The sequence below is a fragment of the Nitrospira sp. Nam74 genome (assembly GCF_965152615.1).
In genome coordinates this window covers 4,664,859-4,681,050 of the sequence record NZ_OZ224220.1, presented here as the reverse complement: position 1 = coordinate 4,681,050, position 16,192 = coordinate 4,664,859, and the positions used below count along the sequence as shown (strand labels likewise).

Genomic DNA, 16,192 nt, shown 5'->3' with positions numbered 1-16,192 from the left:
TCCTTCCGAGTCATTCTGAGGGTGTTTCGATGAGTGCACAGAGTGGGGTTCTGTTGCGGCCGCTGGCTGTGATGATGAATCGAAACATCAGAACGATCCATCCTGATGCCATGCTGATCGAGGCCGCCACGTTGATGCGGAATGCCCGAGTGGGAGCTGCCTTGGTGATGTCGGAAAGGGCATATATCGGCGTGGTGAGCGAAGCCGATTTGGTCCGTAAAGCTATGGCGCAGGGCAAGGATCCGGCTCACACCTCAGTCCGCACCGTCATGAGCAGTCCATTGATTACGATCGAGATCGATCGCTCTGCGCATGATGCCAGTGATTTGATGGCCGAGCACGGGATCCGACACCTCCCGATCACGCAAGATGGTCAGATTGTCGGCATGGTATCCGTCCGCGACCTCCTTCGCTACTTCAAAAATTGGGGAACTCTCTAGGCGGGGGACCCCATGCCTTTTTCAATTTTCCATTTTCTTCTCACCATACCGCTCCGATGACGTTCCCTCTTGCTGATGCTCCTCGTCCCTGGTCGGCCTTGTGGCCGCTTGCCACTGCGTTTATCACGGGGGCAGTCGTGATGGCCTTGGAGATTTTGGGCAGCCGTCTCTTGGCCCCGGTCTTCGGGAACTCCCTTTTTGTATGGGGGGCTCTGATCGGGGTGATCTTAGCCGCGATGAGTAGCGGCTATGCCGCCGGCGGATGGCTAGCTGATCGCTATAGCGGCGGGTGCGTTCTCGCGTGGTTCCTATTGGTTTCCGGTTTGTGGACGTTTCTCTTGGCCGGCCTGGGACAACCGGTCATGTTTCAGGTTTCCGCCTGGGTGCAAGACCCCCGGTGGGGGCCCTGCGTCGCGGCGAGTGTCCTCTTGGCTTTGCCGGCGTTTTGTCTCAGCGGTGTGCTACCGGCATTGCTTCGGCTTTCGATCGACGATCTCGGGCACGTGGGCCGCCATACCGGTCGCATGATCGCGGTCTCAACAGTTGGGAGCTTGGTCGGAACCTGGGGCACGGCCTTTTTTCTCCTGACGTGGATGGGCAGTGTGGCGTTGGTGACGTTGCTGGCCATTACGCAACTGACCTTGGGTATGCTCTGGTGGTGGCGGGCGGTTGCTGTGAACTCCCACAGGGTGGCAAAGGTCACTGGAAGTGCGCTGTTGATGCTCTGCGGAGTTGGACTTAGTTGGTTCGCCTTTCATCCTGTCCTGGTTCTCTCTGCTCCTCTCTACCAGGAAGACAGTCCCTATCAGCAGGTTCGCGTGCGAGAGGACGACCTCTTTCGATATCTGATTTTGGATCGAACGTTCCATGCCGTCATGTGGAAGGCGGATCCCGTTGAATTATATTTGCCCTATAGTCAGGTCATGATGGCTGCGCTGGCGGTCCATCCCTCTCCGAAACGGGCACTGATTTTAGGGCACGGCGGCGGCTCCTTGGCAAAATGGCTGGCGGCACACTGGCCCGGCTTGGAAGTCGATACCGTTGAAGTTGATCCGTCGGTCGTCCGGGCTGCCGAGCAGTATTTCGACTATCATCCCGTCTCTACCCACCATGTTCATGTAGCCGACGCTCGTAAATTTCTGCGAGCGACCGATGCACGATACGATATTATTTGGCTGGATGTGTTCGCGCGGCATCTCATTCCGTTTCATCTCACGACGCAAGAGTTTTTTCAGGAAGTGCGTGCGCACCTCACAAATGATGGCGTGCTCGCAGTGAACCTCGCGTCGTCCGGCGGCGGACCTGACCGCCAACGAGCTTCAGCCGTGGTGGGAACGTTGCGTACGGTGTTCCCGCTGATCGAATCTTTTGGCGTTAAAGGCCCCTGGAGGACGCCGAATCAGCCGCAAGCGGAGAATCTCATTTTCTTTGCCGGTCCATCTGTGGCCGACATGACCACGCCGGCGTTTCTGGAACGTATGTCTGATTTCATTGCACACGGTCGATTGCCGGCGCGTGTGCCAGAACTCTTGATAGCACGACACGCATCTGAATGGCCGTACGGTTTAGTATTGACCGATGATTATGCTCCCTACGATTTGTTAATAGGGCGTGAAAAAGCTGATCCTGGTCCGTCTTAAAATGAAAATTCGGCTTAATATCGATAACATAAGGGGAGAATGCAGATCGCGAAGCTGCTTGCTTCTCATCGGAAGCCTATGCTATAAGGAGCGGCAGTTTAATCATGATTTAGTAAATTCGTTGCGGGGCCGGTAATTCCTCATCATTAACTCATCACATTCCTTGTTCCGAAGGAGGTAGGGCTATGGGAAAGATGTTGGCGTCGGCTTTATTCGGCTTTGTCGTCATTGTTGCAGGGGCGGTCCCCTCGTTCGCGCTTCAGGCGGGGGGCGTCGAGGTAGGTGATTTGGAGACGGGGTCGGTCGTTGGCCAGCGGTTTGGAGAGCTTGAAGTCGACGCGCAGCTCTTTGCTGTTGAGATTGGAAATCTCAAGGTCTGGTATCCGCCAACAACCGTCATCGATTTTAAAGTGCGACCGGGCCGTCCTGTGGTGCTGAAAGTGACGAATAATAGCTCGAGTGAGCACGGTTTTCTTCTGACCGACCAGACAACCCAGCAGGCCCCTACGGTCTTGAAGGCCGAGCTCGTCCTGAAGCCTGGAGAGACCAAATATATCGGCATTCCAACGAGTGATTTATTTTATGCGACGCAGGGCAATACCCTCGCCTATCGTTGCCAGCTTCATCCTGGACACGTCGGCGGCAAGATCGTGATGATCAAGTAAATTTGTTCTCTCTTCGTTAAACTCGGGCGAAGAACAAAAGGCCCCGTCACTTCCGTGACGGGGCCTTTTACTTTTGTGATCGTTGTTCGTGTAATTGTTGTTGAAGGCTTATGCTTGTTCAGGCTGGCAGTCCACCGTACTGTCCAATGGGATATTCTGTGCGGCTGCGAGTCGATCTCCAACAATTAACAATAAGTATCGGGTGGCCGTTGGAGTTTCGCCTGATTTGTCCAAGACGACCGTATTGACGTCTACCACGACTTCATTGTCAGTTTGCCAATGAGTGTCGTTGACGACCCAAAAATGACTCTTGGAAGCAGGAAATTGCCTCGCCACAAATGTTTCAATCACCATCGGAATATCGCCGGTGTTGGCACCCAGCGGCGAAGAGAGAGAAAGCGACGCGGCGAAGGGAATGACGAGGAGAGCCATCTTAGACCACATAGGGGCCTCCTAAATCGGTTTGTTACCCGATTATAACATCGATAACGGGGCGCGGGGGGGGGACAAGAGAAAAAAGCCCCGCCGGAGCGGGGCTTTGATTTCAGAGAGAAGCAGTGGGATTAGTTTCGAACGCCGCTCCACACTTTATTCGGGTCTATTTCCTTATCTGGATTCAAGGTGCGAGCCTTCTCGAGAAGAGTATCGGTTGTTTCAGGATATGCCGGATCAGCGATACAGCAATTGTCGACCGGGCATACTGCCGCGCATTGCGGTTCGTCGAAGTGCCCGACGCATTCGGTGCAACGATCGTGCGTGATGATGTAGATATTGTCTCCGACGCCTTGACCGTCCCCCACATGATAGCCTTTACTTTCAGCATCGCTGCGCGTCTCGAAAATGGCCTCATTGGGACACTCCGGTAGGCAGGCGCCACAGGAGATGCATTCATCAGTGATTAAGAGAGCCATGACCCGTGCCTCCTTACAAGCTGTATTGACAACCTTTATCGTGACGGCTCATATTTCAGCCGTAAAACGAGTGCTCATTTTAGACTGCGATTTTCATCCAAGTCAACACGCAACGTCGAGAGAAGAAGCCCTATGTCCTTGATCTATATGGGTCGTTGGGCCTAGTTGTGTGGCAAGATAGAAAGGAAGGCATTGGAACCATCGATTCCCGTAGCCTCTGCTCCAAAGCGAAGCCGGATATTTGTTCTGATCGCCCTGTCGGTGCTCTTGTTGACCGGCAGCTGGTTCATGATGAATCAAAAGGACGCCGACACGATCATTGTGACTTTTCCCACCGGGATGCAACTGGAAACTGAGGTCGCCGACACGCCCGAGAAGATTTTTTTTGGACTGGCCTTTCGAGAGGGATTGCCGTCAAACTCCGGGATGCTGTATATCTTCGAGACTTCAGATCGTCACGTGATGCGAACGAAGGGGTTCAAAATCCCGGTTGATATGATTTGGGCGGACGAAAGTCGACATATCGTACATGTCATCGCTAATGCCGAGCCGTGCGAAAAGGACCCTTGCCCATCCTATGGGCCGCCTCCCGAAAACGCACGATACGTCATCCAAGCGGCGGCCGGATTTATTGAGCAGGAGCATGTCGTCCCCGGAATGGAATTGAAGTTTACCCTCCGAATGTAAACCTCTTACCGGCAGAATTATACGTACCCATGGATGGTTTTATACGTGTGGCCGGCGTAGACGATATACCGCCTGGTCAAGTGAGGGTTGTGCAAGTCGACCAGAAGCCCATCGCGGTGTTCAACATCGACGGGCACTTTCACGCCATCTACAATATATGCCCGCATGAAGGCGGGCCGCTTGCCCAAGGACGGCGCAAGGGATGCGTGATTTTCTGTCCGTGGCATGACCTCGCCTTTGATATCCGGAACGGCCACGCGACTGACGGCGGCGGCTATTGTGTGGGAAGCTATGAAGTGCAGGTTGATGGGAATGACATCTACGTCGGTGGGCGCCGTAAATTCTGATCGGCATTCTTATTCGCATGAGTGGAAGTCAATGAACGGCACTTACGCGATTGGCTTTTCCTCTCATTCTTGTCCCGATCGTTGCATCCGGACTCATTCTGAATATAAGCCCGAATAGTAAACGGATGGGCGAATTGGATCGAGACGCGAAGATTATCAAGACTCACGCCGGAACGACCTTTTCGATTCATCTCTGGGAAGATCGGACGAGGGGCGAGCTGTGGGTGCCGTCGTACGATACCACTGCGTTCGCGATGGTGAATGAAGATTTTCTCCGGACGGTTAGCAATAATGCCGTTGATTCAGGTCGTCGGTCCTTTGAATTTCGTGCATTGCTCCCCGGCACTTATCGACTCGTGTTTGAAAAGCGCATGGGGTGGAAATTTACAGCGGAAGACCGACGGGTCTTTTTAATCGGGGTGGATGATGGGGTGATCTCGAGGGTGGAGCATGCCTGATATCGGCTTTCTTAACGGCGCGTTCATGCCGTTGGATGACGTGAAGGTATCCATCGAAGACCGAGGGTTCCAGTTCGGCGATGGGGTGTACGAAGTCGTGCGCACCTACGGAGGCGTGCCCTTCCAGCTAGACGCGCACCTGGAGCGGCTCCAGCAAAGCGCCCGGGCCATTCATTTAAGCATGCTGGGTCGTTCTACGGGGTGGAAGGACTGGGTTCTGGAGGGCATCAAGCGTTCAGGCTATTCCGAGTGCAAGGTCTATCTGCAAGTGACTCGCGGGGCAGCGCCTCGTGATCACCTGTTTCCCAGCAGGGTGGCACCGACCATCGTGATGTCTATACGGGAAATGCGTGCGCTGGATCCGATTTTGCGGCGTACGGGAGTGGCCGTGGTGACGATGGAGGATTTGCGCTGGGGCCGTTGCGATATTAAAAGTATCGCTCTCTTGCCGAATGTTCTGGCCCGTCAGCGTGCCTCGGAGGCGGGCGCTTTCGAAGCCGTTTTAGTCCGACAAGGTATGGTGACGGAAGGGGCTGTGAGTAATGTCATGATCGTGAGGGATGGCCGTGTGATTACCCCGCCTGAAGGCCCGCATATTCTGTCGGGTGTGACGCGTCGATTGGTCGTGGATCAAGCCAGAAAGGCGCGCATTTCTGTGGAAGAGCGGAACATCGGCCTGGATGAGTTTCGTCACGCTGAAGAGGTGTTCTTAACGGGCACGACAGTGGAAGTCCTCTCGGTCGTCCGAATCGATGACGCAACTGTTGGAAGCGGATATCCAGGCCGCCTGACCGAACGGTTAAGTTCATTGTTCAAGGAGGGGATTGTCTCGTAGTCCCTCTTGCATCGCTAGGCTGGACATGGTAGTTTGTGAATCGATTTTCTAAGTGGGCGGCAGCCCACTTTTTTGTTTGAGCCGAAGACGACTCTTCGGAAAGTTGCTGTGCCGGCGTGTGAACAAATAGCGCAATCAGTCCGCTCGATCGCCACCCCGATCGTCCGAGCGCTCGACCTGGAGCTGGTCGATGTGGAGTGTACCGGGCAGGGGGCGCGAACCATGGTACGCGTGTTCATCGACAAGCCGAACGGCGTGAACGTCAGTGACTGTGAGCAGGTTCATGTGTCGCTTAGTCACGCGCTCGACGTGGAGGATCCGATTCCGCATACGTATACGTTGGAAGTGTCGTCGCCTGGCCTCGATCGCCCGCTGAAGCGGCGCGAGGATTACGCGCGGTCCATTGGAAAGCTGGTGACCCTGAAGCTTACGTGTCCGGTACAGGGGCAGTGGCGTATCAGTGGCCGTCTTCGAGAGCTCAATGAAAATGGGATTATACTCGACATATCGGGACCAAAGCAGGAACAGCAGCAACTTCTGGCCTGGGATGCCATTAGTCAAGCGCGTCTTGAGGTGGAGTTCTAGTTTAGTCAGAGGTCCGGGGAGGAGTGAGGCAGTCTTATGAATCGAGAACTGATCACGGTCATCGATCAAATCGGACGAGAGAAAGGTATCGATAAGGCCAGAATCATCGGCGCCGTTGAGTCTGCTCTCCAGACCGCTGCGAAAAAACGATTTGGTCAAGGAGAAAATATCCAAGTTCAGATGGACACGAAGACCGGCGAGATCTCGGTGATTTCTCTTCGGACGATTGTCGAGACCGTGACCAATCCGAAGGCCGAGGTGTCGCTGAATGAAGCCCGCCGGATCGATACGGAGGCGGAAATCGGCGATGAAATCGGATCGCTCATCGAGATGGACGAATTGGGCCGGATTGCAGCTCAGACGGCCAAGCAAGTGATCTGTCAGAAGGTTAGAGAAGCCGAGTGGGAAGCCGTCCTGAAAGAGTATTCCACGCGGCAGGGCGATCTCATTAATGGGATCATCATGGGGCAGGAGCGACGGAATTACCTCGTCGACTTGGGGAAGACCGAGGCGGTCTTGCCTGCATCAGAGCAAATTCCTCGCGAAACATACCGCCGGGGTGATCGTATCAAGGCCTACCTCGTTGAGGTTCGAAAGACTCCAAAAGACGTGCAAGTGATTCTGTCTCGAACGCATCCGCAGTTCGTGTCCAAATTGTTTGAAGTAGAAGTGCCGGAAATTTCGGAGAAGATCGTGGAAATCAAAGGTGTGGTGCGTGAGCCGGGCGATCGCACTAAAATCGCCGTCTCGTCGCGGGATAAGGCTGTCGATCCGGTCGGCGCATGCGTGGGTATCAAGGGTTCTCGTGTGCAAGCCGTCGTTCGAGAGTTGCGCGGTGAAAAAATCGACATTATCGCCTGGACGTCCGATCCGCGCGTGTTTATTGCCGAAGCACTCAATCCTGCTTCCATTGAAAAGGTCGGCATTGATGAGGAGAAAAAGTCCGCCTTGGTCGTCGTGGCCGATTCTCAATTGTCGTTGGCGATTGGAAAGAACGGTCAGAACGTGCGGTTGGCCGCCAAGCTGACCGGCTGGAAAATCGATATTATCAGTGCCACGGAATACGAAAAGGAGAAGGTCGAGCGAGACAGGGAAATCAAGGCGGCCTTGGCTGAAGAAGCTGAGGCTCAACGGGAGCAAGATGAGGCGCGCGCGCAGAAGGAAGCCGCGGCCGCCTCTGCACCTGAAGCGCCTTCGGCTCTGTAGCTTGATCGGGATGAAGAGAAACGGGACCGAACAACATGAGAGTGTACGAGTTAGCCAAGAAGCTCGGAATGGAAAACCGGGCGTTGATTCCCGAACTCAAACGCCTCGGAATTTCCGTGGCGTCGCACAGTAGCGCGCTTGATGAGGCCGCCGTGCAAAAGGCTTTGGATCAACTGACGCCTAAGGCCGGGACCGGGCAGAAGGGACTGATGGGATCGGACGGAGATCAGAAAAAAAGCTCAACCGGTAAAACGGTCGTCTCGGCACGTGAGGGCAAGGGTTCTGACCGGGAGGAGGAATCCAGAAGCCCGCTTGGAGGGAAGGCCTCCATGGCGGCGGTGGAAGAGGCCCCTAAGGCCGACAAGAAACGTATTCTCATTAAGCGAAAAAAGTCTGATGAGGAGATAGAGTCGGAAGCCATCATCGCGCAGGCGCCGGTTCTAGAATCCCCGACTGCGGCGCCCGAGTTGGGCAGGGAGTCCATATCTTCTGGATCGGCACCGTCGGTGGAAGCCCCTGGATTGGCACCTTTGCCAAGCCAAAGCCATCTATCGCTGGATACGCCTTCCGAAGCCGTGGTCCCGGAGCAAGATGTCGTCCGCAGGGATAAAGAGGGGGAAGGGGAATCCCGGAAGGTTGAATTGCCCGGTGTCCCCGCATTGGCAGCGGCCCCGCCTAGTCCCATCACGTCACCACCCCGGCCGGTTGCTTCCGTAGACAAGAAGGTCGCCTTGACGCCTGAAGAGGGCTTGAAGGAAAAACTGAAAAAGCCGAAAAAGGCGCTTCGTACTCGTGAAGAAGAAGATGTGAAAGTCCGGGCGGATGTGACGCGGTGGCAAGACTTGCGGGCGATCCCCGTTCACCGTCGTGAGGATCGATCGCGTCACCTTCAACCCTCTCCTGTTGCAGAGATCACGAAGCCTCGGAAGAAAACGATTAAACTGTCGGCCGGTCTGACGGTGAAGGAATTAGCCGAATTAGTTGGTCAGCGCCCCAGCGATTTGATTCGAAAGTTGATGGAGATGGGGCAGATGTTGACCATGAACCAGCCGGTAAATTTGGATGCGGCCGTCCTGTTGGCAGAGTCGGTTGGAGTGAAGGTCGAGATCGCGGCCGACAAGCAAGGAGAGGCGCTGCTCGAAGAAGACGTTGCAGAAGTCATGGAAGAAGAAGCCCTTCAGCCACGTCCTCCCGTCGTGACCATTATGGGACATGTCGATCACGGAAAAACTTCTCTGCTCGATGCCATTCGGGAGACGAAGGTAACCGAGCAAGAGGCGGGCGGAATTACGCAGCATATCGGCGCATATGTGGTGCAGGCGAATGGAAGGCGCATTACGTTTCTGGATACGCCCGGCCATGAAGCGTTCACCGCCATGCGGGCTCGCGGCGCAAAGATCACCGATATTGTCATTTTGGTCGTGGCTGCCGATGATGGCGTTATGCCACAGACCGTCGAAGCAATCTCTCATGCCACGGCGGCAAATGTTCCGATTATCGTGGCGATCAATAAAATCGATAAGCCCGGAGCAAATGCGGACCGGGTCAAGCATGCGCTGGCCGAGCACAGTCTCATTCCGGAAGCCTGGGGCGGGCAAACGATCTTTGTCGAAGTCTCCGCGAAACAAAAGGTGGGACTCGAGACGTTGCTTGAAATGATTCTCCTCCAGGCCGAGGTGCTGGAGTTGAAGGCGAATCCAAGCAGGATGGCAAAGGGCGCCGTGGTAGAAGCCAGGCTGGAGCGCGGGCGAGGCCCCGTGGCGACCGTCTTGGTGCAGAGCGGGACCCTTCGCATTGGGGATGCCTTTGTTGTGGGCACATTCAGCGGCCGTGTTCGTGCGCTCATAACAGACACGGGAGCCAAAGTGACCGAAGCAGGGCCATCCGTTCCGGTTGAAGTGAATGGATTGCCCGGTGTCCCGGCAGCCGGCGATCAGTTCGTGGTCGTCGCCGATGAACGCGTCGCGCGAGAAGTCGCTGAAGATCGACTGCAGAAGCAACGAACAACAGAATTGGCGGCCGGCTCAGGCAGAGTGACGCTGGATGACCTCTATGCTCGCATCAAGGAAGGGGATGTGAAAGAGCTTTCCTTGGTCATCAAGTCAGATGTGCAAGGCTCAGCCGAAGCGCTATCGGATGCGGTTCAAAAGTTATCTACTGCGGCCGTCAAGTTGCGCGTGATTCACAGCGGCGTCGGGGGAATTACGGAAACGGACGTGCTCTTGGCATCGGCCTCTCGGGCCATTATCATCGGATTCAATATTCGCCCTGAGCCCAAGGCGGCCGCCTTGGCGGAGCGCGAGGGTGTCGATATTCGGTTGTACACCATTATTTATGATGCGATCGCCGATATTAGGGCTGCCATGGAAGGGTTGTTGGAGCCGACGCTCAAGGAGCGGGTATTGGGCCGAGCCGAAGTGCGGCAGGTCTTTACGATTCCCAAGGCCGGTACGATTGCGGGAAGCTACGTGGTCGATGGAACGATTTCCAGGGCCAGTCAGGGCGTGCGTGTCATACGAGATCATGTCGTCGTGTACGAAGGGAAATTAGGTTCGCTGCGACGCTTTAAGGATGACGTGCGCGAAGTGCAGCAAGGATACGAGTGCGGAATCGGCGTCGAGAATTTCAGCGATTTAAAGCCGAGCGATATCCTAGAGGTCTATACCATTGATAAAGTGGCGGCCAAGTTATAAGGTCACCTGCCTAGGACTTCTTTCCCGCTCCACCCATGATTGTCGGGCTATGCACCATTGAGCTGTACCTTCCGGACAGCCACTCGCTGAAGGCGAAGCGGCAGGTGCTGCTGAGCCTGAAGGACCGTCTACGTGAAAAGTTCAATGTATCTGTGGCAGAGGTGGGCGATCAGGAACTTTGGCAAAAAACGGTGCTTGGAATGGCGTGTGTGGCCAATGAACAACAACACGTCAATCGTATCTTAGATCAAGGCCTGAATTTGATTCGGTCGGTGCCGACCGTGGAGCTGTTGAAATTTCAGATCGAATTTCTCTAGTGGATGCACGATGTCAAAGACAGCCTATAAGCGGTCAACGCGAGTCGCTGATCAGATCCGTATGGAAGTTGCCGATATTCTCATGCGGAAAACGAAAGATCCGCGTGTGGGAGTCGTCACGGTGACGGATGTGGAACTGACCAGCGATCTCCGAGTGGCCAGGATCTTTGTGACGACTGGTCCCGATGAGAAGCAAGCAGCAGGCGCGTTCGCCGGTCTGGCGAAGGCGGCCGGCTTTATTCGCGCCGAGCTGGGACGGCGGGTGAATTTACGCTATACACCGGAATTGATTTTCCAAAAAGACACGACTGGGCCTCGTGGCGATCGAATTCTGTCGATTCTGCACGAATTGAAAGGATCGTCAGGCACGCAGGAAGGCAGTCCTGCCGGGCCGCTTGAAACGGAAGACCATCATGAAAACTAGTGGCATGCATGTTGGCCATTAAGGAACGAGGACAGGGGCTGATGAGTGTCGAGGGCGTCCTCAATGTCAATAAGCCCTCGGGGTGGACGTCGCATGATGTCGTGGCGAAATTACGGGGGTTCTTGAAGGGGAATCGCATCGGCCATGCCGGTACGCTTGACCCGGCAGCCACCGGAGTGTTGCCGGTGTTGATCGGGCGGGCCACGCGGATCGCCGAGTATTTGCTGGACTGGGATAAGGAATATCAGGCCGTGCTTCGTTTGGGTCAAACGACCGACACGTTGGACGCGACGGGGACCGTCTTAAGTGACGCTTCAACCGATGGACTGACGGATCAATCTATTCGAAGTGCGTTTGCTCGATTTCAAGGCACGATTGACCAGCTTCCTCCGATGTACTCAGCCGTCAAAGTGGCCGGAAGGCCGCTGTACAAGGCTGCGCGGGCAGGAAAAACCGTCGAGCGCGAATTCCGTCAGGTGACCGTGTATGACATCGCTGTGTTGAACATCGATGGACGGGATGTCATGTTCCGCGTACGGTGTTCAAAGGGAACGTACGTTCGAACGCTGTGTGCTGATATCGGCGAGGCGCTTGGGGTCGGGGGGCATCTTCTCGAACTCGAGCGACGGCGAGTGGGGCCCCTGCACATCGAACAGTCGTGTACGATCGATGAAGCCCTGGACCTGATCGGGATAGGACGGGTCAATCATCGAGTGCTTGCTCTTGATGAAGCCCTCGCCCACATACCCGCGTTGACGGTCAACCAGGCGGCAGCTGAACGAGCACGGCACGGTGTCCCTATTCCCTTTCACGCCGTGGATTGGAACTCATCCTCAACGGAGAGAACCTTGCTGGGAGATCGAATTGTGCGGCTCAAAGACCCCAGCGCACGCCTATTGGGAATCGGTTTGGTTCAGGGAAATTCATCCAGTGCAGACGGCTTCGTCGCAATTGTGAAGGTTTTGGTGGAGACGGGGCGACAGGCCATAGGGTCTAACTAATTAACTAATTAAGGAGTGAGCGATGGCTCTTACAAAGGAAGCGAAGACAGGGGTAATCGAACAGTATCGGCAGCATGACACGGATACGGGATCGCCCGAGGTTCAAATTGCCATACTCACGAATCGCATCACGTATCTCACGGACCATTTCAAGCTTCATCGCAAGGATCATCATTCCCGGAGGGGACTCTTGCAACTGGTCGGCCGTCGCCGTCGGTTGCTAGATTATTTGCGGAGACACAATGTCGCGCGGTATCGCTCGACGTTGGAGCGGTTAGGCATTCGAAAGTAATTACATCCCGCGCTTCGCGGATTCATGCCGTGAAGCGACAAGGGCTGTTTTCACAGGTGAACACCGACATTGGTTCAAGGCGGTTGCTTTGATCCTATCTCTGTGGGCATCTGTGGAGCAGAACGTAAGGAGACCACAGGATGATGCATGTTGTCGAAATTGAATTGGCAGGCCGTACGCTACGCCTTGAGACCGGGCGAGTCGCAAAGCAGGCGGACGGCTCGGTCCTCGCTTCCTATGGAGATACGGTCATACTGGCCACGGCCGTCGCCTCGCAAACGGTCAAACCGGGAATCGACTTCCTGCCTCTGACCGTCGATTATCAGGAAAAGGCCTATGCAGCCGGAAAGATTCCCGGAGGCTATTTCAAGCGTGAGGGCCGGCCCTCAGAGAAGGAGGTGCTGACGAGTCGCTTGATTGACCGTCCGATGAGACCGCTGTTCCCGGAAGGATATTATTTTGAAACGCAGGTGATTGCCTCGGTGCTGTCGGCGGATCAAACCGGTAGTTCCGATGTGATTGCGATGATTGCCGCCTCTGCCGCATTGGAGGTCTCCAGTATTCCTTTCCAAGGACCGGTCGCCGCGGTGAAGATCGGACGGGTGAACGGACAGTTTGTCATCAATCCCGATGTGACGACATTCGAAACCTGTGAACTCAGTTTGGTGGTAGCCGGCACAGCCGATGCCGTGATGATGGTTGAAGGCGGAGCCCACGAGCAGCCCGAGGCCGTGATGATTGAAGCCATCGAGACGGCCCATCGTGAAATCAAGCGCATCGTGGCAAAGATTTTAGAGTTCAAAGCGGAGGCCGGGAAGCCCAAGCGTGAGATCAAGGCCGAGAACATCGATCCGGCGCTGACCGAACAGGTCCGTCAACTCGTCGCACAACCCATTCGCGAAGCGATCCTGATTCCCAACAAGACCGCCCGCCAGGAGCGCCTCGATCAAATTCGCGATGAGGCCGTGGCCAAACTTAAGACGGATGATCCGAATCGTGAGCGACACATCAAGCTGGTATTTCACTCACTAGAATACACCGAAGTGCGGGAAATGATTTTGGAGCGGGGTGTTCGTGCCGATGGTCGTGGACCCGCCGCTATCCGGCCGATCACCAGCGAAGTCGGCGTCCTGCCTCGCACGCATGGATCGGCGCTCTTCACCCGGGGCGAAACGCAGAGCTTAGCCGTGGTGACGCTCGGAACAACCGAGGATGAGCAACGGGTCGATGCCTTAGAGGGCGAATACTACCGAGCCTTCATGCTGCATTACAATTTCCCGCCTTTCAGTGTCGGCGAAGCGCGGCCGCTTCGGTCGCCGGGACGTCGCGAGGTCGGACATGGAGCGCTGGCTGAGCGGGCCTTACGGCCCATTATCCCTCCCAAAGAGGACTTCCCATATACCTTGCGGATTGTCTCCGACATTCTCGAGTCCAACGGGTCTTCATCCATGGCGACCGTCTGCGGTGGAACGCTGGCCTTGCTGGATGCCGGCGTGCCGATTAAAGAGCCGGTCGCCGGGATTGCGATGGGTTTGATCAAAGAAGGCGATCGCGTCATGGTTCTCTCCGATATCCTGGGATTGGAAGATCACCTGGGCGATATGGATTTCAAAGTCACCGGGACGAAAAACGGCGTGACCGCCCTGCAGATGGATATTAAGATCGGCGGCATCACAGCTGATTTGATGCGTCAGGCGCTCAACCAGGCGCGCGAGGGCCGTTTGCATATTCTAGAACGGATGGCCGCGACGCTAAGTGCGCCGAGAACCAAGCTGTCGGCGTTTGCTCCGCGTATCTTCACCATGAAAATTAAGCAGGATAAAATACGTGACGTCATCGGCCCAGGCGGAAAAACCATCCGCAGCATCATTGCAGAGACCGGGGTCAAGATCAACGTCGAAGATACCGGGGACGTGTCGATCGCTGCGGTCGACGAAGAATCGGCCCAGAAAGCTAAGGATATGATCAGCCGCCTGACTGAAGAGGTCGAAGTCGGCAAGGTGTACCTTGGCACCGTTCGGAAGATCATGGATTTCGGGGCATTCGTAGAAATCCTGCCGGGGACCGATGGCTTGGTGCACATCTCACAATTAGCGCATCATCGAGTGAAAGCCGTGTCCGACGAGGTCGCTGAAGGCGACCAAATAATGGTGAAGGTGCTGGAAGTTGATAAACAGGGCAAAATCCGGTTGAGCCGAAAAGAAACCATGCCTGCGCCTACCGCCCCTGCTGCAGGTTGACATGTATCGGAAAACGGTGCTCGACAACGGGGTCCGCGTCGTCACGGAACGTATGCCGTCCGCCAAATCCGTTACCGTGGGCATCTGGGTGAATGTCGGGTCACGGGATGAAGAAAAGGGCGAGGAAGGATTCTCCCACTTCATCGAACATATGCTGTTCAAAGGGACTCGCACCAGATCGGCGATGCAGATCTCACGGGAGATCGATGCCCTAGGTGGCGAGATGAACGCCTTCACGGGCCGCGAAACGACGACTTTTTACGTCAAGGTTCTCGATCAGCACCTGCCGCAAGCCGTGGCGCTCCTGTCGGATCTCTTTCATCACGCTACTTTTGCGTCGAAAGAAATCGAAAAAGAAAAGCAGGTCATCCTCGAAGAAATGCGAATGGTCGAGGATGACCCGGAGGATCTCGCCCAAGACTGGCACATGGAGCAGGCGCTGAATGGGCATCCTCTGGGCCGCCCCATTCTCGGACAGGCCGCTGTCATCAAAGGATTGAGCCGTGGGCGCCTGCTTCGCTTTGTTCATACCCACTACCATCCCGCTGAAACGGTGATTTCGGTCGCCGGAAATTTTAATGCGACCGAGTTGGTCAGGCTCCTGAATCGGTGCTTCGGCCATTTCACGCGATCGCAACGTTCCCATCTGAATCGTTGGCCGTCAGAGATTCACGCGGGTCTGCACGCCCGCCGCAAGGTGCTTCAACAGGCTCACCTCTGTTTGGGATTGAAGGGACTCCGACTCGATCACAAAGACCGCTACGCGCTGTACGCGCTCAATGCCGCGGTCGGTGGCAGCGTCAGTTCACGATTGTTTCAGGAAGTGCGGGAGAAACGCGGTCTGGCTTATTCCATCTATTCCTATGCCTCTTCCTATTCCGATACCGGCACATTAACGATCTATGCGGCGACCAGACCTCGTGAGGCCGCGCGGGTTATCGAACTCGTGCGACGGGAAATGAAACGTGTTCATCGGCAGGGTTTGGATCGGAAAGAATTGCAGCGCGTGAAAGAACAGATCAAGGGCGGTTTAATGCTCAGCGTGGAGAGCACGCAAAGCCGTATGAGTAAATTAGCCAAGGATGAGTTATATCACGGCCGGTATCTGTCCCTGGAAGAAATGACGACGGAAATCGATCGGATTTCCAGCGAGCAGATACTCCGTCTGGCTCATGAACTCCTCGATTCTGAGTCGCTATCCGTGACGGCCCTCGGTCCTATTTCCGGACGCGCCCTTCAAACTGCCTTGAATTAATCGCATGGCAATCTGACTGGAAAGTCTTGCTGTTCTACATAGTTAGATGTCATGTACCCAAGCGAACCCGACCAAATAATTTCTTGACAAGGATTATTTGATTGGGTACGATCACCCCCTACTTATGATTGATTCTCTCATGTTAATGTGGAAAAAAGTACAAAAGAGAAAGGAGGTGCGAGCTTTTCATGTCCGG

The 16,192-nt window shown here is 55.3% G+C and carries 18 protein-coding genes; 16 read left to right on the top strand and 2 right to left on the bottom strand.

All coding sequences use genetic code 11. The annotated features are described in order from the left end of the window. Positions 1-29: 29 nt before the first annotated feature. The 3 genes from ACWHYZ_RS22085 to ACWHYZ_RS22075 all read left to right on the top strand — a co-directional run bounded on the left by ACWHYZ_RS22085 (position 30) and on the right by ACWHYZ_RS22075 (position 2,745). Positions 30-440 (top strand): CBS domain-containing protein, encoded by a 411-nt coding sequence (locus ACWHYZ_RS22085; protein WP_447984820.1) that lies wholly within the window; start codon positions 30-32, stop codon positions 438-440. 56 nt (positions 441-496) lie between these two features. Beyond that, positions 497-2,080 (top strand): fused MFS/spermidine synthase, encoded by a 1,584-nt coding sequence (locus ACWHYZ_RS22080; RefSeq protein WP_447984819.1) that lies wholly within the window; start codon positions 497-499, stop codon positions 2,078-2,080. Between the two features lie 185 nt (positions 2,081-2,265). Further along, complete coding sequence (locus ACWHYZ_RS22075; RefSeq protein WP_447984818.1) at positions 2,266-2,745, top strand: hypothetical protein; 480 nt, start codon at positions 2,266-2,268, stop codon at positions 2,743-2,745. Between the two features lie 108 nt (positions 2,746-2,853). Here ACWHYZ_RS22075 and ACWHYZ_RS22070 read toward each other — a convergent pair whose 3' ends face one another. Together ACWHYZ_RS22070 and ACWHYZ_RS22065 are read right to left on the bottom strand one after the other, a co-directional pair. Next, positions 2,854-3,189 carry a hypothetical protein gene (locus tag ACWHYZ_RS22070; protein ID WP_447984817.1) on the bottom strand — a complete coding sequence of 112 codons (336 nt, stop codon included), beginning with the start codon at positions 3,187-3,189 and terminating at the stop codon, positions 2,854-2,856. A gap of 119 nt (positions 3,190-3,308) precedes the next feature. Beyond that, entirely contained in the window at positions 3,309-3,656 is a 348-nt protein-coding gene (locus ACWHYZ_RS22065; RefSeq protein ID WP_447984816.1) for a 4Fe-4S dicluster domain-containing protein, read from the bottom strand. 288 nt (positions 3,657-3,944) lie between these two features. Between ACWHYZ_RS22065 and ACWHYZ_RS22060 the strand changes: the two genes are divergently transcribed. The 13 genes from ACWHYZ_RS22060 (at position 3,945) to ACWHYZ_RS22000 (ending at position 15,996) form a co-directional block, all read left to right on the top strand. Next, positions 3,945-4,343: a DUF192 domain-containing protein gene (locus ACWHYZ_RS22060; RefSeq protein WP_447984815.1), complete on the top strand. Its 399-nt coding sequence runs from the start codon at positions 3,945-3,947 to the stop codon at positions 4,341-4,343. 29 nt (positions 4,344-4,372) lie between these two features. Next, entirely contained in the window at positions 4,373-4,690 is a 318-nt protein-coding gene (locus tag ACWHYZ_RS22055; protein WP_447984814.1) for a Rieske (2Fe-2S) protein, read from the top strand. Positions 4,691-4,824: 134 nt separating this feature from the next. Next, positions 4,825-5,148, top strand: coding sequence for a protease inhibitor I42 family protein (locus ACWHYZ_RS22050; protein ID WP_447984813.1), 324 nt, complete (start codon positions 4,825-4,827; stop codon positions 5,146-5,148). Further along, a complete protein-coding gene (locus tag ACWHYZ_RS22045; protein WP_447984812.1) occupies positions 5,141-5,983 on the top strand; it encodes a D-amino acid aminotransferase in 843 nt (280 codons plus the stop codon). Before ACWHYZ_RS22050 ends, ACWHYZ_RS22045 begins: the two co-directional genes overlap by 8 nt. A 108-nt stretch (positions 5,984-6,091) precedes the next feature. Beyond that, positions 6,092-6,568, top strand: coding sequence for a ribosome maturation factor RimP (locus ACWHYZ_RS22040; RefSeq protein WP_447984811.1), 477 nt, complete (start codon positions 6,092-6,094; stop codon positions 6,566-6,568). A gap of 36 nt (positions 6,569-6,604) precedes the next feature. After that, complete coding sequence (nusA, locus tag ACWHYZ_RS22035) at positions 6,605-7,774, top strand: transcription termination factor NusA (protein ID WP_447984810.1); 1,170 nt, start codon at positions 6,605-6,607, stop codon at positions 7,772-7,774. Positions 7,775-7,809: 35 nt separating this feature from the next. Beyond that, positions 7,810-10,467, top strand: a complete 2,658-nt coding sequence (gene infB, locus ACWHYZ_RS22030; protein WP_447984809.1) for a translation initiation factor IF-2 — start codon at positions 7,810-7,812, stop codon at positions 10,465-10,467. Between the two features lie 35 nt (positions 10,468-10,502). Beyond that, positions 10,503-10,784, top strand: coding sequence for a DUF503 domain-containing protein (locus tag ACWHYZ_RS22025; protein ID WP_447984808.1), 282 nt, complete (start codon positions 10,503-10,505; stop codon positions 10,782-10,784). A gap of 10 nt (positions 10,785-10,794) precedes the next feature. Then, positions 10,795-11,208, top strand: coding sequence for a 30S ribosome-binding factor RbfA (gene rbfA, locus ACWHYZ_RS22020; RefSeq protein ID WP_447984807.1), 414 nt, complete (start codon positions 10,795-10,797; stop codon positions 11,206-11,208). A gap of 8 nt (positions 11,209-11,216) precedes the next feature. Beyond that, positions 11,217-12,209: a tRNA pseudouridine(55) synthase TruB gene (gene truB, locus ACWHYZ_RS22015; protein WP_447984806.1), complete on the top strand. Its 993-nt coding sequence runs from the start codon at positions 11,217-11,219 to the stop codon at positions 12,207-12,209. 22 nt (positions 12,210-12,231) lie between these two features. Further along, entirely contained in the window at positions 12,232-12,501 is a 270-nt protein-coding gene (gene rpsO / locus ACWHYZ_RS22010) for a 30S ribosomal protein S15 (RefSeq protein ID WP_447984805.1), read from the top strand. Between the two features lie 140 nt (positions 12,502-12,641). Beyond that, on the top strand, positions 12,642-14,741 hold the full coding sequence (pnp, locus tag ACWHYZ_RS22005) for a polyribonucleotide nucleotidyltransferase (protein ID WP_447984804.1): 2,100 nt from the start codon (positions 12,642-12,644) through the stop codon (positions 14,739-14,741). A gap of 1 nt (position 14,742) precedes the next feature. Next, positions 14,743-15,996 (top strand): M16 family metallopeptidase, encoded by a 1,254-nt coding sequence (locus ACWHYZ_RS22000; protein ID WP_447984803.1) that lies wholly within the window; start codon positions 14,743-14,745, stop codon positions 15,994-15,996. Positions 15,997-16,192 lie beyond the last annotated feature (196 nt).